Source organism: uncultured Pseudoteredinibacter sp. (assembly GCF_947502065.1).
In the GTDB taxonomy this organism is placed as follows: domain Bacteria; phylum Pseudomonadota; class Gammaproteobacteria; order Pseudomonadales; family Cellvibrionaceae; genus Pseudoteredinibacter.
The window spans coordinates 287,003-308,688 of the sequence record NZ_CANMYE010000005.1; the positions used below are offsets into that span (position 1 = coordinate 287,003).

Sequence of the window (21,686 nt, forward strand, 5' to 3'; positions counted from 1 at the left end):
ATAAGTCCGGGTAATCTTCCGCACTAGATCGAGAGAAATCTGGTTGTTGGCTGGTATAATAAGTAAACAATAAATTTAATTAGGCATAAAATCTGTCAGACCTCGGCATTTATGTGTAGAGCTTCTGATAGGGTCAGTACGTACAGAGCCTCTTTGCTATATAATCCACTGCAAATTAAACAAAAACCATAGCAAAGAGAAAACCATGTCTACATTCGAAAACGTAAGCGTTGTCAAAGCGGCTAACATCTACTTTGATGGTAAGGTGGTAAGCCGTACCGTTCTATTTCCAGATGGCAGTAAGAAAACCCTTGGCTTAATGTTACCTGGAGATTACACCTTCGATACCGAAGCGGCTGAATTGATGGAAGTGCTGGCGGGTAAGGCTGAGATACTATTGCCGGGCGACAGTGAGTGGAAGAGCTATGCCGCAGGTGATGACTTCAATGTGCCGGCGAACAGTTCTTTCTCGTTGAAAGTATCAGAGCCTCTAGATTACTGCTGTTCTTACCTGTAAATAAAAAGCACAGGTAGGGAAAGCCTGGCCTGTGCTTTTTCTATCCCGATTTTTCACTCAAATCTGTATTTCTTTTGATGTCCCATTTTGTTCCTCAGTGCTTTGCGTTTCTAGTTCAGCAATAAACAGTTTTAACAATTCCCGGCTTACCTTCGCAAAGTCTGAAAACACCTCAGTTCTGATATTGGCATTGATCGCCATCGAAAGTTTATAGCGTGGCACTACTAATAAGAAGCTTTGTGCTCCGGCGGCGACTCCGCCGTGATGCATATACATAAGTGGCTCGAAATCTTCGCCGAGTTTTAGCTCGTGAACTCGCCACCCCAGGCCATAATGTTGCGGATTAAATTCACCGTTATTGAGTTTTTGTGGGGTCCAAAACTGCTCCCGGATATTTGTGGGTAAAAAGTCTTCATCCATAAAGCCCTGACCTAAGCGAGCAAGATCCATCGAGGTGGATAGCCAGCCACCACCTGCCAGGCGATGGCTAAGATTGAGTGAGTACCATGGCTTTAAGCGGCTAGTTTGATTTGGGTCTTGCCAGTAGAACTGGGCGGTAGGCGCCTTGTTTTTTTTGCCCTCTTGCGAAAGCTTACTGCGGGTTGAGCTCATATTGAGTGGTGTTAAAACGGCTTCCCCCATAAAGCTCTGGTAGGGCTGCTCGGCTTTTATCTGAATTAGGGCGCTAAGTAATACAGTGCCCCAGCTGGAATAGCTAAATTCATCGCCGGGCTCAAAGAGTAAATCGCTGGCATCAAACAGCTTTACAGCATCTAACACATTATCGTATTCACCCTGGGCGCTTAAGCTGGCCAGCATGCCATAACGATCTGCATTGCGGCGATAATGGGGCAACCCCGACATATGGGATGCTAAATGTCTTGCGCTTATTTTGGCCCAGCTTGGGTGGGGTAGCTCTTTGAAGTAACTGTTGAGTGGGGCATCCAAATTCAGTTTGCCTTGGGCCACAAGGCGGGCAAGTGCAGTGGCTGTTAGAGCCTTTGAGGTGCTGCCAATACGCATGCTGGTTGCTGTGCTCATTGCCACTTTATCTTCGATATCGGCCCAGCCTACACTTGCTGACCAAGCCATTTTGCCATCGATCGCCACGGCTGCGGTGTAACCCGGGGCAGAGACGGCTTTTTGTTGCGCCTTTAGCGCTTTTAGAGCGGCGGTATCAAGCGTGGCAAAGCGAGGCTGGTGTACATTGCTGGTAGCAGGTTGATCTTTTGGCCAATCAATATAGTTGAAGGCCAACATTGGTGCCTTACCGCGATGGGATAAACCTTGGTATACCGGTAGGGCGGTATAGATAAAGGCTGTAATCAGAATGGCAACAAGGCCGAGAATCAGTTTTTTCACGTAATGCTCCAGCGAAGAAAAGCGCTTATTTCACTGGATTTAGGGCTTCACTGCTTTGCAGAATTGAAAATACCCGCAAATTTTTAAAATTGATCACGATATTGTTTGGGGGTAAGACCCATTTGAGCCTTAAAGGCCCGATTGAAAGGTGCGATAGAGCCATAGCCAGCTTCTAAGGCGATGCTTAAAACAGGCAAGCTATTGCTAGGGTCACTTAGCTGTTGGCAAACCCAGGGGATGCGATAGCTGTTTAGGTATTGAGAGAAGTTGTTATAGCCCAGCTCCTGATTGATTAAGCGGCGCAGTTGATGGGCGGGTAATTGCATTTGTTCGGCCAGCTTGCCAATACTGAGCTCGGCTTGCAAAAAAGCGTCCTGCTCCATGAGCTGTTTTAGCTTATCCAGTTGTTGCTTGTTGGCCTGTTCTGACTTGTGCTTGGCATCGCGCTTTTGCTGGTCAGGGTTGCTATCAGGGCCGCTATCTTCTTCATCTTCTTCATCTTCTTCATCTTCTTCGTAGCTGATTTTTTTGAGGCTGTTTGGCTTGGGGGCAAACATAACAAAGGCACAAATGCCTTGAGTGATGATAAAGATAAACAGCGCGTTCGATAGGCTAAATTGCCATGAGTTGCGAATATCGCGATCCATAAATTCAAAGCTCACCAAGCCCGCCATATACAGCGAGCAAAATGCCACCAGCAATATACGGGTGCGACGGCGGTGGTTATCGAGATCATCTAGAAAGTCGCGCAGGCAGAGATAAACCAAAGCCAGTAGCAAGACGATCCCTAAGCCGTGGTTAACATCATGTAAGACGTGCTTGCCTTCGAAACCTAAAAACAATATGCATAGGGCAATAAACCAAGCGGCAGTTGCGAGTAAAACGCTTTTGGGTAGTTGCTGTAGTGTAAAGCCTGCATCTAGCTGCCTTAAGGTATACCACAGGGCCATAAATGGAACGATATCGGTTAACAGCAATAAAACATTGCGACTAAAGCCATAGTGGTGATTTTCGATGGGGGCGGTAAGGGCAATATAGGCGATTATTGAAAGGCACAAGCCAAGCTTTTCCGGTGCTTTAAGGCCATATTGCTTAATAAGATAAAGGAGCAATAAACACAGCTGCCCGATGGCGGCAAAGCGCAGGGCGAGATCAAGTAGTTGGACAGCGGATACCGAAATGGTCATTGCATTTTCTTTGTTTGGTGAGCTCGGATTGTCTCATATGTTCAAGGTGAGCACATGCCATTTGCAAGCTTGGTGAAAGCAGGCCTTCCAGCTCCCTGAGGTTTCTGTGCTTTATCAGCCGCTAGATTGTCAGATTAGTCTATGCTGAAAATATAGCTGCTTTTTCAGGGTAGCTTTGCGTGTAGTTCTCGTTGTGCTTATAGGCATAGCCTTGGTTGTGGTATTGAGTGTAGTGAAATGTTGAAGCTTGTAAGTGTATTAGGCCTCTTCTGTGTATCGCTTTTCACATTCGCCGAAAAGGTGAGTTTGGTGCAATTTAATATCGAATATCCGCCACTTCAGCAAAACATTAATGGCAAGTTAGATGGCCCGGACCTGCAGCTAAGTATCGAAGCCTTTCGGCGAATGCCGAGTTTTGAGCTGGAAGTGGTACAAATGTCCATAGCTCGGGCGATGAGGGATTATCGTCTGGGAAAACTGGATTTATTTTTTAATTACAGCAATAAAGAGTTTCAGGATTACTCGCTGTATCCAGATTATCCCTTACGCTGGGCTGAGTATCGTTTGCTGGTTTTGGCGGGAAAGGGTTTTAAATATGAGTCTTTGCTAGATCTGCGAGGCAAGCGAATAGGTTTAATCAATGTGGTTCCATTAGGAGAGGAGCTACAAGCAGCAAAAGATAAAAACTATATCGAAGTCAGTAGAATTGCCAGTCATCGCCAAGTGTTGGAGATGTTAAAGCGCGGGCGAGTAGACGCTATATTTATGTATACCGATGTTGCATTGCACTACGCCGATGAAGTGGGGGTGGAGATTGAGGTGATGAATCCTGGTCCATACTCTCGACGAGGCTTTTATCCGTCAATTAGCTTGCGCTCTCCCATAAGGAATCATGCTTTACTGCAAAAAGAACTATCGGAAGCTTTGGGATCAATGTATCGAGATGGCACGCATAAAGCTATTCTGCGGCGTTTTGGTGTTGCCAGTGTTGTTAAAGTTGGTGGGAAAGAAGATTAGCCGTGTCGCATAAGTATGACACGGCTAACGTTTTAAGTCGGTTTTAAGTAAAAGCGATTACTTAAAACAATACACGACAGCGCATAGTGCCTTCGATGCTCTTAAGCTGTTGCAGGGCAACGTCGCTGTATTCGGCATCGATATCGACAACCACATAACCTACCGATTCATTGGTCTGCAGGTACTGGCCGAGAATGTTGATATTGTTTTCAGAAAATACCGAGTTAATAGCCGACATCACACCCGGCACGTTTTTGTGAACGTGCAATAGGCGGTGTACATCCGAATGTGCTGGCAGCGCAACTTCCGGGAAGTTTACGGCGGTGATGGTGGTACCGTTATCCGAGTACTTCACTAATTTCTCGGCAACTTCTAGGCCGATGTTTTCCTGGGCTTCTTGGGTAGAGCCGCCGATGTGTGGTGTCAGTAAGGCGTTATCAATGCCGCGCAATGGGCTTTGGAATTCGTCATCGTTACCACGTGGCTCTACTGGGAACACGTCAATCGCTGTGCCGCCAACTTTGCCAGCCTTAAGGGCTTCAGCAAGAGCTTCGATATCTACCACGGTACCGCGTGAGGCGTTCAGCAATATGGCTTTATCTTTCATCTGGGCAATTTCTTCTGCGCCCATCATCATTTTGGTAGATGCGGTTTCAGGCACGTGCAAACTAACAATATCAGAGCGATTCAATAGCTCATTTAGATTGCGAACCTGGCTGGCATTACCCAAAGGCAGCTTGGTAACCACATCAAAGAAGATAACCTTCATGCCCAGGGATTCGGCCAGTACACTCACCTGGGTACCGATAGAACCGTAACCGATAATGCCTAGGGTCTTGCCACGAATCTCATAGGAATCTACGGCTGATTTCATCCAGCCACCACGGTGACAAACCGCGTTTTTCTCTGGAATGCCGCGCAATAACAAAATAGCTTCGGCGATCACCAGCTCGGCAACTGAGCGAGTATTGGAGTAGGGTGCGTTAAACACCACCACGCCTAGCTCTTCAGCGGCTTTTAAATCGACCTGATTGGTGCCAATACAAAAGCAGCCTACAGCGATTAGCTTAGGCGCCGCTTCTAGCACCTTGCGGGTCAGCTGGGTACGCGAGCGAATGCCAACAAAATGGGCATCGGCTAACTTTTCGATCAGCTCGGCTTCGGGCAGGGAAGTCTTGAGATATTCGATATTGGTGTAGCCCGCCGCCGTTAGGGTATCAATGGCGGATTGGTGAACACCTTCTAGGAGCAGGAATTTAATCTTGCTTTTTTCCAGGGAAATACTGGCCATGGGAAACTCGTTACTTGCTATGGGTCGTCTTTTGGGCTCTTTACGCATGCGTCGGCCCTGTTTTAAGGCGCGCTATGATAGCATATGCAGCCCGTGGTGCTATTGATTTGGAGTTCTAAGCTTATGGCCGTTGAAATTACGCTGGATGGTCAGCCTTTCGCCCCTTGTGTTGACCGAGGTGTTGGTAAAATAGTCTGTGTTGGACGCAATTACGCGGCGCATGCGGCCGAGCTCAATAATCCTGTGCCCGACGAGCCTATCTTGTTTATGAAGCCACCCACGGCGGTGAGCCGCATCAGCCCGTATTTCAGCATTCCGGTGAATCGCGGTAGTTGTCATATCGAAACCGAAATCGCCATTTTGATCGGTGCCGAGATCGCCCGCGCTACTGATTTTCAGGCCAATATCGCCATCGCTGGTGTGGGGATCGGCTTGGATTTAACGCTTAGGGATGTGCAAAGTGAGCTAAAAGAGAAGGGCCTGCCTTGGGAGAAGTCCAAAGCCTTTGATGGCAGCTGCCCGGTTTCAGGTTTTGTCAGCCCCGAAAAGGATGAAGACTGGTCCGCCATTGAGCTGCGTATGACGCGCAATCACCTGCTACAACAAGAAGGCCGCAGCAGTGACATGCTTACTGGCATTCTGCCGTTGATTGGTCATATCACCGAGCACTTTACCCTAATGCCGGGCGATATCGTACTAACCGGCACCCCCGCAGGTGTCGGCCCCATCGAGCCAGGCGATCAGCTGCAGTTTGAGCTAAAGACCCAAAGCAACAATATCGACTTAGCTGCAGAAGTGGTGGCTAGGACTTATTAAGCGCGGGTTTTGCCGGGGCTCCAGCTACGGTGCCCCGAACCCGGGGTCAGATCCCGTCTAGATTATGCCGCAAAAAGCCATCAGCCCCCGCTTTCTTAAAAGAAGTGGGATCTGACCCCTAAATGGGTTGGCTATGTTTCAGGGAGAGTGCCTTCGATCCGGGGTCAGACCCCGTCTCGATTAGGTCGCTAAGAGTTATCAGCTTCCGCTTTCTTAAATAATGTGGGGTCTGACCCCTTTTTAGTGGTGCGAGATCGAATTCCAGCTATCAGCTACCCGCAGCAAAATAACCCTGCTCGGTGATAATCGCGCTCAGAGGGATATCCCAGCTTTCAATCGGCAGCTGTTCTACCTCTTGCAGGCTGTGGGCTACCCCAATCAAGGTCGGTTTGCTAAGGCTATGCGCTTTAAAGGCAAAGGCGCGATCATAAAAGCCGCCGCCCATACCTAAGCGGCCGCCATCTCGGCTAAAGCCCACCAGGGGCAGTAAGACCAAATCCAATTGCTCGGGTGATATCAATATCGCCTTATTGCTGGGCTCGGCAATACCATAGCGATTATTCTGCAGCTCACTGTCTTGCCGGTAGCCGCGAAACTCCATTTGGCTTGCGCTGGTTACTCTTGGTAGATAGCACTGTTTGCCTTGTCCCCAGATCAACTCGATGCAGGGGCTTAAATCTAACTCGCCATCGCTGGCTAGGTAAGCGGCGATATTCTGGCTTTCGGCAAGCTCGGGCAGCTGCGCAAAATGCAGACTTAGCTTTTCGGCTGCGGCTTGCTGTTGTTGGGCACTCAGCGATTGACGCTGTTGGCGCAAATGCTGGCGTAGCTGTTTTCGTAAAGTAGTTTTATCGGCTGTCATGGCGGGAGTGTGCGATAGCTGTCTAGGAAAGACAATAGCAGGATAAGGCCCCAGGGCGCCGCGGTCGACTTGGCCTTGAACCCGACGGTTCAAGGTGGGAATTTCTGCGCTGTATTAGGCTTTCCATCGTGTGGACATGCACACCAACAGCGGCGAGAAAAACCCGGTTTCTTCATTATCGGCTCGAGGACTCGTCAACAGGGCGAACACCTCAGGGTTAAGCGAAGTATAGCCCAAGGGAATGGCCATACACAGGGCTTTTTGACTAAGCTTTAGAATTAAAACGCTTGTATGGGGCTATTTTATACAAATTGTTTATGGGCGAATCGAGGCGGGGAATTATTGCCCAGAGCAGCCAGCGGATGCTGGCCGGGAAAATTATTTCAGTGCTTTATCAAGCTTCTCTGCAAGACGATTAAGCAGCTCTTCATCCAAGCCAGCTTCGGCATCCGCATGACGCGTTTGCAGACTTAGTAATTCGTGGCTTAGGTTCAAGGCAACCATCACCGCGATACGCTCAAGACCAATCACATTGCCGTTGGTGCGTACATCGCGCATTCTGGCATCCAAGTTGCGGGCAGCCTGCATTAAAGCGTCGCGCTCTTCGGGCGGACAGGCGACCTGATACTCTTTGTCGAGTATTTTGACAAACTCTGTTGGGGTTGTGTTGCTCACTGTCCGCTCTCCTTGGGCCGACATCGGTTGGGCACTCATGACCAATATCTTTTACCTGTCTTAAACTCTATGTGTTAGACGCTTAATTAGCGCCAGCTTCCAACTCTTTTAACCGGCCAATCATGGCCTCGACCCGGGTGCGGGCCAGCTCATTCTTTTCAATCAGGCGCGATTTATCGCTTTGCCACTGCTGGCGTTCCTGCTTTAGGACGTCATTTTCCTGCTGTAACAAATGACAGCGCTGGATGAGCAAGTCCAGTTTCTCTTCCAATTGTTTTAGGTCTGTCATAGCTATAATTGGCCTAGTTGAACATGGCTACTATATTGCGCCCGTGGCAGCGGGTCAATCAGTTAAAGCAGTTTGTTAACAGTTTAGTCTATCTTCATAAACTGGCGCACTTTTTTGCGATCAAGTGCCCTGTTATCGGCTTAGTAATCACTAGCCCTGTAAGCCGCAAATCACTTGCCGCGCCGACAAGCGTGCTAGAATGACGCCGTTTTTTAATCGGTATTAGAGAGTTTATGTCCCAGTTATTGAGTTTTGATGAATATTGCGACCTATTGGCCCCCGTTGGCGCCTTAAACAGCCCAGCGGAATTGCACGGCATGCTATGTGGCCAGCTAAGTGGTGGCGCTCGCCCGGGTTTGGCTAAATGGCAGGCCATGGCTTTAGAGTTTCTTGATTTGGTCGATCTCGATGCTGAGCTAATTAGTGCACAATTGCGCCAAGCGATTGCCCAGATGTATACCGGTACGCTGCTGGCCCTAGAAGATGAGGCCATGGGCTTTAGCCTAATACTGCCCGATGAAGATACCGATATGGGCCAGCGTTTGCAGGCCTTGGCCCAGTGGTGCCACGGCTTTCTAACGGGCTTTGGCAGCTCGGGACTATCGGGTGATCAGAGCTTTAGCCCAGAATCGGCCGAAGCGCTGCGCGATTTCGCCGCGATTGTACAAATCGGTACCGATGAAGAAGATAATGAGCAATCTGAAGCCGATCTTTTTGAGGTCAGTGAGTATGTTCGAATCGCAGCGATCAATCTTTTTCTAGAATTTTCACCAGCAAGCCAGAATGAGCAAGCCAAGCCTGGGCCTGGCGGTATGATTCATTAACGCTGTGCTTTGTTTAGGTGATGCGCCTTGTTAAGAGCGCGCACTAAACCTAGCTTATCGAAACAGTAATCAGCCCCAGCTAATAAAGTAGAAGGAAGTTATGGCAATTAGCCTAGAGGAATATGGCCGTCGTCGTCAGCGTTTAATGGAGCTGATGGAGCCTGATAGTATCGCAATCATCGCGGCGGCCAGTGAGCAGCTGCGTTCTAACGATACCTATTTTCCGTTTCGACAAAACAGCGATTTTTATTATCTGAGTGGCTTTAATGAGCCGGATGCGGTGTTGGCCTTAATCCCAGGGCGCAGCCAGGGCGAATTTGTCATGTTTTGCCGCGATAAGCATCCTGAAAAAGAAATATGGGATGGCTTTCGCTATGGTCCAGAAGGTGTGTGCAAGCATTTTGAAGCCGATGATGCTTTTCCGATTGATGATATCGACGATATTTTGCCGGGCCTAATAGAAGGGCGCACGCGTATTTATTACGCCATGGGGCGCGATACTAATTTTGATCGTCATGTTATGGATTGGGTGAACACCATCCGCTGTAGTCAATCATCAGGTGCAACTCCGCCTGGAGAGTTTCAAGAGCTTGATCATTTATTGCATGAGCTGCGGCTATACAAAAGTGCGGCAGAAATTAAAGTCATGCAAAAAGCCGCTAGCATATCGGCCGAGGCTCATCGCGAAGCCATGATGGCCTGTCGCCCGGAGATGTTTGAGTATCAACTAGAAGCTGTATTGCATCACCGCTTTGCCCAGGAGGGCGCTCGCTTTCCGGCTTATACCAGTATTGTAGGCAGCGGTGCCAATGCCTGTGTTTTGCACTATGTGGAAAACCAGAAAAAAATGAAAGCTGGTGAGTTGGTGCTAATTGATGCGGGTTGCGAATTTCAAAATTACGCCGCCGATATTACCCGCACCTTTCCAGTAAGTGGCTGCTTTAGCCCAGAGCAGCAAGCCATTTACGAAATTGTATTGGCCGCCAATGAAGCCGCCATTGCTGAGGCCAAACCGGGAAATCATTGGGATAAGCCCCATGAGGTTTCGGTAGAAATTATTACCCAAGGTTTATTGGATTTAGGCTTGCTACAAGGCGAGCTAAGCGAGCTCATAGAAACCGCTGCTTATCGTCGCTTTTATATGCATCGCGTTGGCCATTGGTTAGGTTTGGATGTGCACGATGTGGGCGACTACCGCGTTGATGATCAGTGGCGTTTGCTAGAGCCCGGCATGGTGATGACGATCGAGCCTGGTATTTATATATCGCCAAGCGATCAACAAGTTGATGAAAAATGGCGCGGCATTGGCGTGCGAATTGAAGACGATGTGGCGATCACTAAAAATCACTGCACCGTTTTAAGTGCCGATGCGCCAAAATCCATAATGGATATTGAAGCCTTAATGGCAGGGCATATGTTGTAGATGGCAGCTTATCGGCTGACAAGAAGAGAAAAATGGCAACACAAGACAATCAAGCAGAGCCTAAAAAACAATACGATATTGTGATCGTTGGTGGTGGCATGGTGGGCATAAGCCAGGCTTTGCTGCTATCAGCGCAAAACCCACATTGGAAGATCGCTTTGATCGAGCGTTTTGCTTTTTCAAAAAGCAGCGCTGAAGCACTTTATCAGCCCAGCTTTGATGCCCGCGCCACCGCTTTATCCTTAGGTACCGTACAGGTCTTTCAAGCTTTAGGTTTATGGTCGCAATTGGCCGAGCACCACACTGCCATTAAAACGGTTCATGTTTCTGATCGTGGGCACATCGCCGGCACAGAAATTTGCCACCAAAAACAAGGCGTAAATCTATTGGGCGCAGTAGTCGAAAACGCCTGGTTGGGCCGGGTGCTTTTGTCGGCGCTGCGCGCGCAAAGCAATATTGAAGTGCTTGATAACTGCGAAGTGAATAGCGCTCAAATGCTAGTCGATGGAGCACTGCTAACAGTAAGTCCTAATCAGCTTGAAAACGACAAGCAAGCCGAAAATAAAAGCCAGCAAGAAAATGACAAAGCTATAAGTATTCACTGCCAATTACTCTGTCTGGCCGATGGGGGTGATTCTGCATTAGCAAAGCAGTTGGGTCTGTATCGCCAGGTGCAAGATTATCAACAGGCCGCCATTATCGCCACGGTGGAGGCCAGCAAAGCGCATCAAGGCGTGGCTTATGAGCGCTTTACCGATCAAGGCCCAATGGCGCTATTGCCCTTAGGTGAAAGTGATAGCGCCAAGCGCTGCGCATTAGTGTGGACATTGCCCGAAAATGATTTAGAGGCGACACTGGCTTTAAGCGATGTAGAGATATTAGAAAAATTACAACAGCGCTTTGGCTATCGCCTGGGTAAGTTTTGCAAAATTGGCAAACGCCAAAGTTACCCCTTGCAGCTGCAAATGATTAATGAGCAGCTGCGCAGCTCATTGGTAGTATTAGGCAATGCGGCTCATTATTTACATCCGGTAGCTGGGCAAGGTTTTAATTTAGCACTGCGCGATTGTGTGGCATTAGCGGAAGCTTTAAAGCAGGCTAACGAGCAACAACAATCGCTGGGTGATTTATCGGTATTGCAGCGCTATTTACAAATGCAGCAGCAAGATCAAGATTTAACCGTGAATTTTAGCGATCAAATAGTCAAAGTATTTAGCAGCCAGCAACTGCCAAAACAGCTATTTCGCAGCGCAGGTTTTATCGCCTTGGCATTGTTTCCAGAAGCAAAAGAGTTTTTAGCAAAGCAAACCATGGGTTTGGCGGGGCGCTTATCAAAGCTTAATGCGATAAATAAAGGAGTGGCCTAAATGAGCGACGTTTACGATATCGCGATTGTTGGTGCAGGCCTAGTTGGCAGTACCGCAGCGGCCGCATTGGCCGAAGCTGTTCCCTCATTAAAACTGATCATGCTAGATGCCGGGCCAGCACCAGTAACGTTGGCTAAACACAAAGCCGCCACAGGCGTTGACGATTTTGATCCCCGTGTTGTGGCTCTTACTCGCGATTCTCAAACGCTACTGCACAGCATAGGTGCCTGGCAGCGTGTTGCCGAAAAGCGCCTGTGCCCCTACAGCGACATGGAAGTGTGGGATGCCGATGGCACAGCGCGCATAAATTTTGATAGCAGTGAAATACAAGAACCAAATCTTGGCCACATCGTAGAAAACAAACTACTGGTATCCGCCCTAGCTGAGCAGCTCGCAACATACAGCAATGTTGAAACTTGGAACGGCTGCACAGTAAGCAATGTAATTGAACATGAAGGGCAGCAAATCCTAGTTGTGAACAAAAGGCCGCTTGATGATAAAGCAAGCAATAAAGATCAAGCGCAGCCAGTAGAGGTGAAAACAAAACTGATCCTAGCCTGCGATGGAGCGCAATCACCACTGCGTCAAATTAAAAACATCGCCACCCGCGAATGGGATTATGGGCACGATGCAATCGTAACTACTGTAGAAACCAGTAAGCCGCACCAGGGCTGTGCCAGGCAGCGTTTTATTTCCACCGGCCCATTGGCGTATTTACCACTGGCCAGAGATAAGGCTGCACAAAGCAATAATGAACACTATTGCTCGATCGTTTGGTCCTGCCTGCCCGAGCGCGCCGAAGAGCTAATGGCGCTAGATGGCGATAGCTTTGCTAAGGCCCTAGGCGAAGCGCTGGAGTTAGAGCTAGGCGAAGTAAAGGCGGTAGCTAAGCGCTTTAGAATTCCGCTGCGCCAGCGCCACGCCAAAAAATACATCCAAGCTGGCTTTGCCCTAGCCGGTGATGCCGCCCACACTATTCACCCGCTAGCAGGCCAAGGGGTAAACCTAGGCTTAAAAGACGTTGCTGCATTTGTAGAGCAAATACAATACGCCAGCAAGCGCGGAGTGCCACTAAACAATTACTCCATTCTAAGGCGTTACCAACGCCAGCGCATGGGCGATAACCTAAGCATGATGGCCACCATGGAGGGCTTTAAGCGATTATTCGGCAGTAATGACATTAGCGTACGCTGGCTGCGCAACGAAGGCATGCGCAGCTTAAATAATGTATCCATGTTAAAGAACAAAATCGTCAGGCAAGCAATGGGCTTGTAAGCAAGCCAAAAGGGGCTTTAACAATTCTTAAGGGCAGTGCCTGAAAAAATACGTTATAAAGTAAGGCACTAAAGATCTGTACAAAATAATACTGAGGTGCCCACCATGAACACACTAACTCGAATTGCCTTGTTAATACTGTGCTTCTTCGCTGCTATCGCCTGTTATGTATTCGGCATTCCAGCCGGTGGTGCCGTATTTCTAGTGCTGGGTATCGTCTTTGAAGGCCTATTCTGGATGGGGCTCTTCTCAGGAAAGAAAAAAGCCTAAAGCAATATGCCAAAGGCCTTTTACCGTCAGTGAAAGGCTTTTGAGGAAGTTCAACTGGGTTTTTTCCTTACTTCACCTTCACACATTCCTGTAAATCTCTTTACGCTACTATTTTGCTCAAGCATTTTCCGTCCTCCTCCAGCGGCTTGAGCGCAATCTATTGGCTTATTGGGGCTTCTCTTTAGTCGCAGTATTTATGCTTTTCCCCCTTGGTGTAGGTAAGAGCTTGATCGTTTTTAGATCAAGGCTGTAATCTTATACAGGTATAATAAATTTCGGCCGAAATACAGCCATTCCGCATAATTCGGGAATTAACAATTCATAAAAGACAAATGCTATACAAAACAAAAACCTACGCGCAAAAAACGTCTTCCACAAAAAAGTTGCTCACGAGAAAAAGCAAAATTAAGGCCAATAAATAAAGCTCTAAGCGCCAGGTCTCGTGATTTTGGTATGAATTTTTAAGGCTTGTAAAAACAATTTAAAAACAATAAATTAGAGTTTTAGACAAAGGAATGCAGCCAGGTATTTAAACGGACACCATCCTATTATTTCTGATATCCCCGAATTATTAAGACGCGTCCGCTTTTTGGTTTTATTTACACCTGTCTGTTGAGTAAGCTGTTGCGGTGTACCGTAACGAATAATTTTTCTACTGCAGTGTAACATGGAAACTTACAATTACTGTATATTTAAACAGTATATGTAAATTCGTTTTAATCGCAAGAAAAACTAATAAGGAAATTGACGTTGCGACTCACAATCCTTACCGTAAAGCCCCTAAGGGGGCCCGTAAAACCGGCTGGATTTTTACAGGGACACCTTAGGGGCTTTACGGTTAGGCCCGCAAAATCAAAACTTTTTTTAATTATTCGTTACTGGATAAAGTCGCTAAATCAAATGAATCATTTTGTTTTAAAAGACAAACAAAACGAGCTTTATCGCGACCACGCAACAAGACCCAGCTCAAGACGTCGCAAAAAACCGCGACGCATGAGTGGTAGGCGTTATGTGTCATCCGAGAATAAAGCAAACGAGATAATATGAGCGATTTTAAACTCACGAAAGAACAGGCGTTTTTAGCAATGTACTCATTTCTAGATGAGTACTACCAGCTTACTCAGTCTGACGACGTTGGAGGTTTACTCGGTAGCTTGTCATTGTTTCTTGACGGAGGCTTTGCAGATCCTGGAGTGCAGGAAGAGTGGAACGAAGCTGTTGAAAAGGCAATGAATGGTAAAGTCTATGCTGATCTGCAAATTGCAAACACATAACAAGAGCATGTTGTCGCCCTTCGGGCTGGGACGGCTTACACTGCGCTTCAGCCGCCCCAAATGCGGGCGTTATGTCTTCTAGGGGGTTAAGAAATGATTAATGCTGATCTATTCAAGAAATACATACAAGATCCAGGCTTAAAGTCTCACTATATCGATGGAATGGATAGCAAGAATTTTGCCGGAAGCATAGTTCCCAAGGAAATTATAGACAAAGGTTATGTCGATAAAAGAACAAAGCTGCAAAAGTACTTTATTGAACACCAGCTAGAATTAGAGAAAATGAAACTCAAGGAGCAATATAAAAATGAACGCTTGGCTATGATTTTGTCTGTAGTATTGGTGTTAGTAACAATACTAACCGTTTTTCTCGCGCCAGAAGGAAAAGAGATAATATCATATTGGGTAGGTGGAGCATTAATTTTGGTTATTGCAGGTATTCTGGGGTATACAAAATTATCAATACGATCAGGTGAAACAAAAATAGCAGCAAATAAAGCATAACAAGCCGCAGCTATTGCTCCCGTTGGTCGCTGGGATAGCCAAAACGCTGCGCTTTTTTGTCGTCCCCTGTGCGAGGCGTTAAAGTCTCTAAGTATCGAGAAATATATGAAGCTAAAAACAATAATCACTCTAATAAAGAGCAGCTTACTTTACATTGCCTCATTCGTGGTCTTGGGGATAGTTCTCTTTGTTATCGCTGCTCAGATTGAGACGGATCACAAAGTGATCTCTACAATATTAAACTCTTGTGGCGCAACGCTGATTACTATTGGCGTTCTATCTTCTTGGATTGAGATCCTAAATGCAGGAAAACTCATAGATATGATTAGCCTATTTGGGGATCATAAAGATGAAGGGATAGTTAGGCTGTTTCCTATTAAAAATCCTGAATATAAAGAGTTAAGGTCATCTCTACTTCAAACTTGCAAAAGCTACAAGGCTACATCCCTAGTTGGTCGCCAATATATCGATGGACCAAAAGAAGTAGAAGAGACTATTGAGCTCGCCAGAAGATGTAGCGAGTTTGAGTTGCTGTTTATGGATTCTTCGACTGAAGGTTACAAATACCGTTACGCACACCAAGAGAAAGAAACTCCAAATGTAATTGGTCGAAGTGAAGAGAAGCAGGGGGAAATAAGGAGGGCCCAAGACCAGATTAAAGAGAGTATAAAGGGTGAGGCGAAAAAGAGCGTCAAGCATTACAAAACATTGTCACCTTTTAACTTCGAGATGATTGATGATTTTCTTTTTGTATCGTTTTATGGCAACAAGGCAGTTGAGGCTAGCTCACCCATCCTTCTTCTCAAGAAAAGCAAAGGTAGTAAGTCTTTTCAATATTTCATTAATCAATATGATTATCTTGCTAGGGAATCTACGTAGACACCCCAGCTTTAACAAGCGCATGCCAGTCGGACTGGTTCTCCGCTGCGCTCCAAACCAGCCATAAAAATGCGGGCGTTAGGCAACCGAGTTACCCAAAACTAGTAGACACCCTGTATAATTGAAATCTATATGAAGGTGCTCAAATGGCACGTAAGAAAAGGGCTCAAGCCTACACCGAAGAATTTAGAAGAGAAGCGCTAATACAGAGTTTTTGTGCCAAAGTGAAGGCTCAGCCCAAGAAGATAATGTGGTCATGCTCTGGCTCGAAGGTGTACCACTGAATGAGAACCAAATATCATCTTTCTTCAAAGAGCTAGCAGCTTGGGAAACAAAGCAAGGGTTCAAGTTTAGAATTTATATGGCTTATAAATGCTTGTCTGCATTTGTAAATTAATTAAGCTTGCCACAGTGTGCAAGTCACACCATACAAGGCGTGGCAGCAAGGTTGCTTCGAGCCGGGGGAGGGCGTTCAAGGATATGAAACGAAAATGAATTCATTAGTTATACTTTTTATATGCAAGCTTTTGTCTTTAATAGGGGCAGTTTTAAATACGGTTGGGTTTCTAACCTTTTTCTTTTGGGAGTCTCTTGAATCCTATCGCTGGGAGATGATTGCCGGAGGTTTGATACTTATCGTTATTTCGGAGCTGGTGGCTTATTTGCTCGCAAAAAAGATGGCGAATACCCCTGAGTTAGAGGAAGATGATTAATCTATAGCTGTAAAGTCTTCTCATTGAGATCTCAGGGCAATATACCTAGCTTGATCAAGCCGGAAACTGGATTATTGCTATTGCCCTGCTTGCAGACAGTACTTTCTACGGTCTTACTGGTCTAAGTTGCAAGGCTTTTTTAAAACAAGCTATACAACTTATACAAGCCAAGACAAGAAACCAAAACCACCACAAAGCCGCCTAGGCAGTTGGCTAGTGTGCCGTTTTTATAGCTACCCAGTAATTTCTCTTGGTTCATGGCGAGCAATAAAAAGATCGCAATTAATGGCAGTAGTAATCCATTGGCCGCTTGGGCAAAAATAATTGCTGCTAGTGGTTTGGTGCCGGCGATAGCGAATATGGCACCGGTTAGCAATACCACAAACCATACGGCGCGAAAGCGCAGATTGTTAAACTCCGTCGACCAGCCCAATGCGCCACATACGGCAAAAGCGGCGGCTAGTGGCGCGGCAATGGCGCTGGTTAAACCTGCGGCCAGCATGCCAATGGCAAAGCAATATTTTGCGGCAGGGCCCAGTAAGGGTTCTAGTTGTTGGGCTAGTTGCGCGGCTTGAAAGCTATCGCTTTGGCCAAAGAAGGCTGTTGCAGAAGTGGCGATAATCGCTAAAGTTATCAAGCCACCAAAGCCAATGGATAGCCCGGTATCCCAGCGGCTATTGCTCAGTGCTGCGTCTATATCTTGCTCGCCAGATTCCTGAAAGGATTTGCTGACGCTGCTGGCGTGCAAGAATAAATTGTAGGGCACTACGGTGGTGCCAATCAGAGCGATTACCAATAGTACGCTGCCATCTGGAATGCTAGGGGTAAACAGGCCCTTTAATATGCCAGCCCAATCTGGGCCGACCCAAATTAAAGTTAGCAAGAAAACAAAGCTCATTAAAACGACTAATGCAATGAGCGATTTTTCTATAAGCTTGTATTGCCCGCTGGCTAGCAAGGCAAAAGCCAACAAGGCAATAATGGCAGCGGCGGCTTGGTTGGAAAGTTCAATCGCGCTATTAATGCCCAGCGCGGCACCAGCGATATTGCCGGTTTGATAGGCCGCATTGCCAAGGCCAATCGCAGCTACAATAAGAAATATACTCAGGTTTTTTAGCTCAGGGCTTTTAAAGCTAGAGCGCACCGCCTCGGCTAGGCCTTTGCCAGTTACCAGGCCTAATCTCGCCGCCATCTCTTGCAATACGATGGTAGCGAATACGGAAAACAGCAATGCCCATAATAAGGCAAAGCCAAAACCTGCACCGGCCTTGCTGGCGGTGGCTACCGTACCAGGGCCGATAAAGGCAGCGGCGACTAATAAGCCGGGTCCGAATTTTTTCATAAGCTGATGTAACCTTATTATTTTCTATTGCTCACGCCTTGGGTGGACTCTGAGATTCTTTCAGTGGGAATTTTGCACGAGTCGAATTATCCCCACAGAGTATTGACTGGCTATGTGACCATATTCAGCAGAATGTGGCAAACAAAAATGGCACCCTCTGTAGGAAAGACCGTTTTATAGCCTGAGTGCACCTATAGATATAGTTCCTAATAAAAGGGGTTGCTAGAGTTTGCGAGCAGTACAAAGGAACAGCTTCTACGGATTGTCACTATGAATAAGAATAAAATCGCTTTTGCGGCACTGCTCTTACTTTCTTTCAATGCTGATGCGCAGATTGTTATCGGGCCACCCGGAGGAGCCGCGGCCGCTGAGGGCATTCCTACGATAAGCACGCCCATTCTTTTATGCTTGGGTGCATTTCTGGCCTATATGGCGCATCGATTTAAGCTTCAAGGTAAAGGTAATTTACCTACTGTGTTATGGCTTGTTGGGGCAATTAGCTGCTTTTCTACAGTTGCTGGTATCACCTTGGTTGAGAAAAGCCAGGCTGGTATGTCTGGTGCTGATATCAGAATCAGCACGCAAACTGAGAATAGCTACCCGATTGAAGATGGCGAGTTTAACTATTATGAAAACAATAGTGGTATCGAGCTTGAGGTGAAAAGTATTCAGTATCCGGGTTCATGTCGTAACTTGGAAGACCCTGAGCAAGAATCAGAAAATGAATTTCGTTGCGCGGCCGCATTGCGCCTTGGTGATAATCAAGCTTGCCATATTATCTGTTAGTTGAATAAAACTAAGCTGCCTAATGGCCTTGCTTAGGTTAAACCGAAAAACATAAAGAGTAGGCTTTATGTTTTTCGGAATGCTCTTGCGAGAACTATCTTATTAGATGCAATCGATATAGCAGGTGTTACCGTCAGGAATTAAGGTATTAGCTGAACACTGTTGAAAATTTGTCGGGTCTGGGGTGCGGGCATTGTCAGGGCAGCTTCCAGGTAACTGAATACTTTTAATTTCTAAAGTGATGCCGCTGTCATTTTGGTATTCATTGTTAGTGTTATTAATGATGGTATGGCTGGCCTCCGTGCGGGCATTGATAGCGATAAAGTTGCCACTGGCTTGACTGCTTTCGATTAAGCTGATTCCGCTGCCTGCGCCAAACAGAATTAGGGATCCAGCTGCTAGCAAACCAACATGCAGTTGCGCACGCCCCTTGGCTTTAAAGCGATAGGCTACATAGCCGAGTAAGCCACCCAAAAGCAACAGCAGTGGAGCGCCAAAAATGGGGACTTCTTGCGGGCTTGGCGGGCCAATAACAATCTGTGCATGGCTGGCCTGGCTAAACAGGAAAAGAGCAGCAATGCTGCCTAAAGCTCGAAGTTTCATAACTCACCTTATGATTTTAGTTTTTGCCCAGCCTTGCTGGGTGCATATATTGAATTTGGAATTGCTACACTAACTACAGAGTTACAGGCAATCGATACGACAGCGTTCGCTAGCCGGAATTAGAACCCCGACTGCGCATTGTTGTACGCCTGGAAGGCTGGGTATGGGGTTGTTGGGGCAGTTGCTGCTCGGCAAGTTTATGCTTTTAACTTCAAGCGTGATGCCGGTATCGTTTCTGTAATCGTTAAGATCACTTGGCAGAATGTTGTAGCTATTGTCACCTTGTAGAGTGATGACCACAAAGTTTCCAGTCGTCGCTTCAGAGTACTGCACGAACCCGATTCCGCCGCCTAAGGACAGCAACGCTGTGGCTCCAGCTAGCAATAAGCCGCTTTTTAGTCGGCTAAGCTTTGGTCCGCGAAAGCGATAAGCAATATAGCCTAAGAGGCCGCCCAGAAGGATTAATAGTGGGGCTCCCATGATGGGCACTTCTTGGGCAGCCGGGGCGCCAATGACAATTTGGGCTGAGGCGAGCTGTGAAAACAGGCTAAGACATAGAATAGAAAAGCACAGGGAAAGAATGCGCATCTGCAGAACCTCTAAGACATTAGTGTTAGTTATTGTTGTTATTTTGGACTCTAACAGATGATCTGAAGGCTGTCGATACAGGTGACATTAGAAGTCGTGAGGCCTGGCTTTCTTCTGGCTCTCTTAGGTATTCCAGCCCTAATTGACGGCTGTCCAAATCGTCCTTGGGTAGTCTTTTCGCCGTTCTAAACAGGTGGTCATAGATGGACAAAATAGTTCCGTAATTGCTGTCGGTATAATGCCGCTCACTGAGGTGATGCACTCGGTGGAAGTTGGGGGTTGCGATAACGCTTGCCAGGATCTTATCTAGCCAATCGGGTAGTAGGGTGTTGGAATGATTAAAGGCGATGAGCAGCATTCGAATAACCGGGTGCCATACCGCTACCATAATAGGTACGCCAATAATGACCATAAACGGAGCCCCTAAAAAGCTATTCACGATAAGCTCTAGGGGGTGATGGCGATGTGCGGTGGTGGCATCAATTTTGGTATCAGAATGATGAGTGGCATGCAGGCGCCATAGCAGCGGAATGCGATGAGCAAACCTGTGCAGCATGTAGTCAATTAACTCATAGGCTAAAACACCAGGAATAAAATAATAAATCCAGTGCCTGTCGGTTTTGCTTAACGGCGCTGCCCAGCTAAACGCTTCTTGCAGCCATTGCCCAATGGCTTGGCTAAAAGGAAGTAAAACCGGCTCCAAAGCGTAAACAACTAGCAAGGTGTTTAGTGTGGCTAGGAATAAATTCCCTGGCCAACGTTGCTGGATATTTTGAGTACTGCCAGATCTTTTGTTGATATCGTCCCAAAGCAAAAACAACATCATGCTGATGATGGTGCCAGCGATAATGACTAGCTTGGAATTGTGAAAAAGAAAATCAGACAAGGCTGGCTCCGCAACAGGTAGTACTAATGGCCTTAATGGCTGTTGTTGCGGAAGAATACCGATTTTAGCCAGCCAAGGGTACTGTTATCACGCATTACCCAGCGGTCGAGGTCTTGTTGATTTTGTTGGTAAAAGTCGCCGTCTTGAAACATCAGCTCGCGTTTCAGCATGCGGCGATTAGGGTTGAGCGTTTTTATTACCTTGGCGGGGTTACCACCAACCACCACGTTATCGGGCACGTCTTTTACCACAACTGAGCCTGCGGCAACCACAGAGTTTTCTCCAATGGTGACCCCTTTGCCCACTTTAGCGCCGTGGCCAATCCAAACATTGTCTTTCAATACAATGGGCTTGCTGCAGCGAAATGGACGTAGACGATTGTATAGGCCGTGCCAGTCACTATCCGCAATATAGCAATCGGCTGCGAACATACAGTTATCGCCGATGGTAATGGAAACCGCCGAGGTAATGGTTGTGCCAGGGGACAGCAGGCAGTAATTACCTATTTTGATTTCACCATCAAGGTTCTTACCACTCCATGAGGTTAGGCGTACAGGGTTGTAACTAGAACTGATAATGTGCGGGTAATCTCCAACGTGAATATTGCGGCCAAACACTTCCACAGTTCTGGGTTTTAAAATAGCAGCGCCTTTGCCAAGGTGATCGAACTGCGGGCGCAGAAACCTTTCAATCCACCAAGCTTCAAATCGGCTGACGATATTTTTTAACCAAAAGGGGCGATGTTCTTGTCTCACGGTGTTTTTCCAGTTTTTTATATGTCTTAAGCATATCAGTTTGGCTGGCGTTGGTATGTGGTGTATTTGCACAAATTCAGCGCGTATAAGCTGTTTTTTTGAGCGTTCCTGCGATCTACTGGTGCGCAAATTGCGGGCCTTAGCGCTGTGATCCGCAAGGATTATGAGTTGGCTAATTGGC

General features: G+C 47.0%; 24 protein-coding genes and 1 other RNA gene. 13 read left to right on the forward strand and 12 right to left on the reverse strand.

The window, feature by feature from the left end:
• Positions 1-205 precede the first annotated feature (205 nt).
• Positions 206-517, forward strand: a complete 312-nt coding sequence (locus Q1A41_RS14680) for a pyrimidine/purine nucleoside phosphorylase (protein ID WP_299980509.1) — start codon at positions 206-208, stop codon at positions 515-517.
• Between the two features lie 57 nt (positions 518-574).
• On the opposite strand, the gene Q1A41_RS14685 is transcribed toward Q1A41_RS14680, so the two are convergent.
• Together Q1A41_RS14685 and Q1A41_RS14690 are read right to left on the reverse strand one after the other, a co-directional pair.
• Complete coding sequence (locus Q1A41_RS14685) at positions 575-1,879, reverse strand: serine hydrolase domain-containing protein (RefSeq protein WP_299980511.1); 1,305 nt, start codon at positions 1,877-1,879, stop codon at positions 575-577.
• 83 nt (positions 1,880-1,962) lie between these two features.
• Positions 1,963-3,066, reverse strand: coding sequence for an AraC family transcriptional regulator (locus Q1A41_RS14690; protein ID WP_299980513.1), 1,104 nt, complete (start codon positions 3,064-3,066; stop codon positions 1,963-1,965).
• Positions 3,067-3,375: 309 nt separating this feature from the next.
• Here Q1A41_RS14690 and Q1A41_RS14695 point away from each other — a divergent pair, with 309 nt between their 5' ends.
• Complete coding sequence (locus tag Q1A41_RS14695) at positions 3,376-4,083, forward strand: transporter substrate-binding domain-containing protein (protein WP_299980515.1); 708 nt, start codon at positions 3,376-3,378, stop codon at positions 4,081-4,083.
• A 61-nt stretch (positions 4,084-4,144) separates the two neighbouring features.
• Here the strand turns inward: Q1A41_RS14695 and serA are convergent, their stop codons facing one another.
• Positions 4,145-5,374, reverse strand: coding sequence for a phosphoglycerate dehydrogenase (gene serA, locus Q1A41_RS14700; protein ID WP_299980517.1), 1,230 nt, complete (start codon positions 5,372-5,374; stop codon positions 4,145-4,147).
• Positions 5,375-5,497: 123 nt separating this feature from the next.
• Here serA and Q1A41_RS14705 point away from each other — a divergent pair, with 123 nt between their 5' ends.
• Positions 5,498-6,190, forward strand: coding sequence for a fumarylacetoacetate hydrolase family protein (locus tag Q1A41_RS14705; RefSeq protein ID WP_299980519.1), 693 nt, complete (start codon positions 5,498-5,500; stop codon positions 6,188-6,190).
• Positions 6,191-6,458: 268 nt separating this feature from the next.
• On the opposite strand, the gene Q1A41_RS14710 is transcribed toward Q1A41_RS14705, so the two are convergent.
• The 4 genes from Q1A41_RS14710 to Q1A41_RS14725 all read right to left on the reverse strand — a co-directional run bounded on the left by Q1A41_RS14710 (position 6,459) and on the right by Q1A41_RS14725 (position 8,016).
• Positions 6,459-7,052 (reverse strand): 5-formyltetrahydrofolate cyclo-ligase, encoded by a 594-nt coding sequence (locus Q1A41_RS14710; protein ID WP_299980521.1) that lies wholly within the window; start codon positions 7,050-7,052, stop codon positions 6,459-6,461.
• Positions 7,053-7,095: 43 nt separating this feature from the next.
• Positions 7,096-7,273, reverse strand: a non-coding RNA gene (ssrS, locus tag Q1A41_RS14715) — 6S RNA.
• 157 nt (positions 7,274-7,430) lie between these two features.
• Positions 7,431-7,751: a cell division protein ZapA gene (locus Q1A41_RS14720; RefSeq protein ID WP_299980700.1), complete on the reverse strand. Its 321-nt coding sequence runs from the start codon at positions 7,749-7,751 to the stop codon at positions 7,431-7,433.
• Between the two features lie 58 nt (positions 7,752-7,809).
• A complete protein-coding gene (locus Q1A41_RS14725) occupies positions 7,810-8,016 on the reverse strand; it encodes a TIGR02449 family protein (protein ID WP_299776399.1) in 207 nt (68 codons plus the stop codon).
• Positions 8,017-8,249: 233 nt separating this feature from the next.
• Between Q1A41_RS14725 and Q1A41_RS14730 the strand changes: the two genes are divergently transcribed.
• The 9 genes from Q1A41_RS14730 to Q1A41_RS14770 all read left to right on the forward strand — a co-directional run bounded on the left by Q1A41_RS14730 (position 8,250) and on the right by Q1A41_RS14770 (position 16,545).
• The gene (locus tag Q1A41_RS14730) at positions 8,250-8,840 is read left to right on the forward strand and encodes a UPF0149 family protein (protein ID WP_299980523.1); all 591 of its coding nucleotides are present in this window, start codon (positions 8,250-8,252) and stop codon (positions 8,838-8,840) included.
• Positions 8,841-8,940: 100 nt separating this feature from the next.
• A complete protein-coding gene (gene pepP, locus Q1A41_RS14735) occupies positions 8,941-10,263 on the forward strand; it encodes a Xaa-Pro aminopeptidase (protein WP_299980525.1) in 1,323 nt (440 codons plus the stop codon).
• A 32-nt stretch (positions 10,264-10,295) separates the two neighbouring features.
• Complete coding sequence (ubiH, locus tag Q1A41_RS14740) at positions 10,296-11,630, forward strand: 2-octaprenyl-6-methoxyphenyl hydroxylase (RefSeq protein WP_299980527.1); 1,335 nt, start codon at positions 10,296-10,298, stop codon at positions 11,628-11,630.
• Entirely contained in the window at positions 11,631-12,905 is a 1,275-nt protein-coding gene (locus Q1A41_RS14745) for an FAD-dependent monooxygenase (protein WP_299980529.1), read from the forward strand. It abuts the gene before it with no gap.
• 105 nt (positions 12,906-13,010) lie between these two features.
• Positions 13,011-13,175, forward strand: a complete 165-nt coding sequence (locus Q1A41_RS14750) for a hypothetical protein (protein ID WP_299776404.1) — start codon at positions 13,011-13,013, stop codon at positions 13,173-13,175.
• A 1,085-nt stretch (positions 13,176-14,260) separates the two neighbouring features.
• The gene (locus Q1A41_RS14755; protein ID WP_299980531.1) at positions 14,261-14,449 is read left to right on the forward strand and encodes a hypothetical protein; all 189 of its coding nucleotides are present in this window, start codon (positions 14,261-14,263) and stop codon (positions 14,447-14,449) included.
• Positions 14,450-14,542: 93 nt separating this feature from the next.
• Entirely contained in the window at positions 14,543-14,953 is a 411-nt protein-coding gene (locus Q1A41_RS14760) for a hypothetical protein (protein WP_299980533.1), read from the forward strand.
• A gap of 105 nt (positions 14,954-15,058) precedes the next feature.
• Positions 15,059-15,832, forward strand: a complete 774-nt coding sequence (locus Q1A41_RS14765) for a hypothetical protein (RefSeq protein WP_299980535.1) — start codon at positions 15,059-15,061, stop codon at positions 15,830-15,832.
• 491 nt (positions 15,833-16,323) lie between these two features.
• A complete protein-coding gene (locus Q1A41_RS14770) occupies positions 16,324-16,545 on the forward strand; it encodes a hypothetical protein (RefSeq protein WP_299980537.1) in 222 nt (73 codons plus the stop codon).
• Between the two features lie 139 nt (positions 16,546-16,684).
• Here Q1A41_RS14770 and Q1A41_RS14775 read toward each other — a convergent pair whose 3' ends face one another.
• Positions 16,685-17,887, reverse strand: a complete 1,203-nt coding sequence (locus Q1A41_RS14775) for an Nramp family divalent metal transporter (RefSeq protein ID WP_299980539.1) — start codon at positions 17,885-17,887, stop codon at positions 16,685-16,687.
• Between the two features lie 270 nt (positions 17,888-18,157).
• Here Q1A41_RS14775 and Q1A41_RS14780 point away from each other — a divergent pair, with 270 nt between their 5' ends.
• Positions 18,158-18,673 carry a hypothetical protein gene (locus Q1A41_RS14780; RefSeq protein ID WP_299980541.1) on the forward strand — a complete coding sequence of 172 codons (516 nt, stop codon included), beginning with the start codon at positions 18,158-18,160 and terminating at the stop codon, positions 18,671-18,673.
• Positions 18,674-18,775: 102 nt separating this feature from the next.
• Here the strand turns inward: Q1A41_RS14780 and Q1A41_RS14785 are convergent, their stop codons facing one another.
• The 4 genes from Q1A41_RS14785 to Q1A41_RS14800 all read right to left on the reverse strand — a co-directional run bounded on the left by Q1A41_RS14785 (position 18,776) and on the right by Q1A41_RS14800 (position 21,505).
• Entirely contained in the window at positions 18,776-19,276 is a 501-nt protein-coding gene (locus Q1A41_RS14785) for a midcut-by-XrtH protein (RefSeq protein ID WP_299980543.1), read from the reverse strand.
• Between the two features lie 81 nt (positions 19,277-19,357).
• On the reverse strand, positions 19,358-19,864 hold the full coding sequence (locus tag Q1A41_RS14790) for a midcut-by-XrtH protein (protein ID WP_299980544.1): 507 nt from the start codon (positions 19,862-19,864) through the stop codon (positions 19,358-19,360).
• Positions 19,865-19,889: 25 nt separating this feature from the next.
• The gene (locus Q1A41_RS14795) at positions 19,890-20,750 is read right to left on the reverse strand and encodes a sterol desaturase family protein (RefSeq protein ID WP_299980546.1); all 861 of its coding nucleotides are present in this window, start codon (positions 20,748-20,750) and stop codon (positions 19,890-19,892) included.
• Between the two features lie 32 nt (positions 20,751-20,782).
• A complete protein-coding gene (locus Q1A41_RS14800; RefSeq protein WP_299980548.1) occupies positions 20,783-21,505 on the reverse strand; it encodes an acyltransferase in 723 nt (240 codons plus the stop codon).
• Between the last annotated feature and the right edge of the window lie 181 nt (positions 21,506-21,686).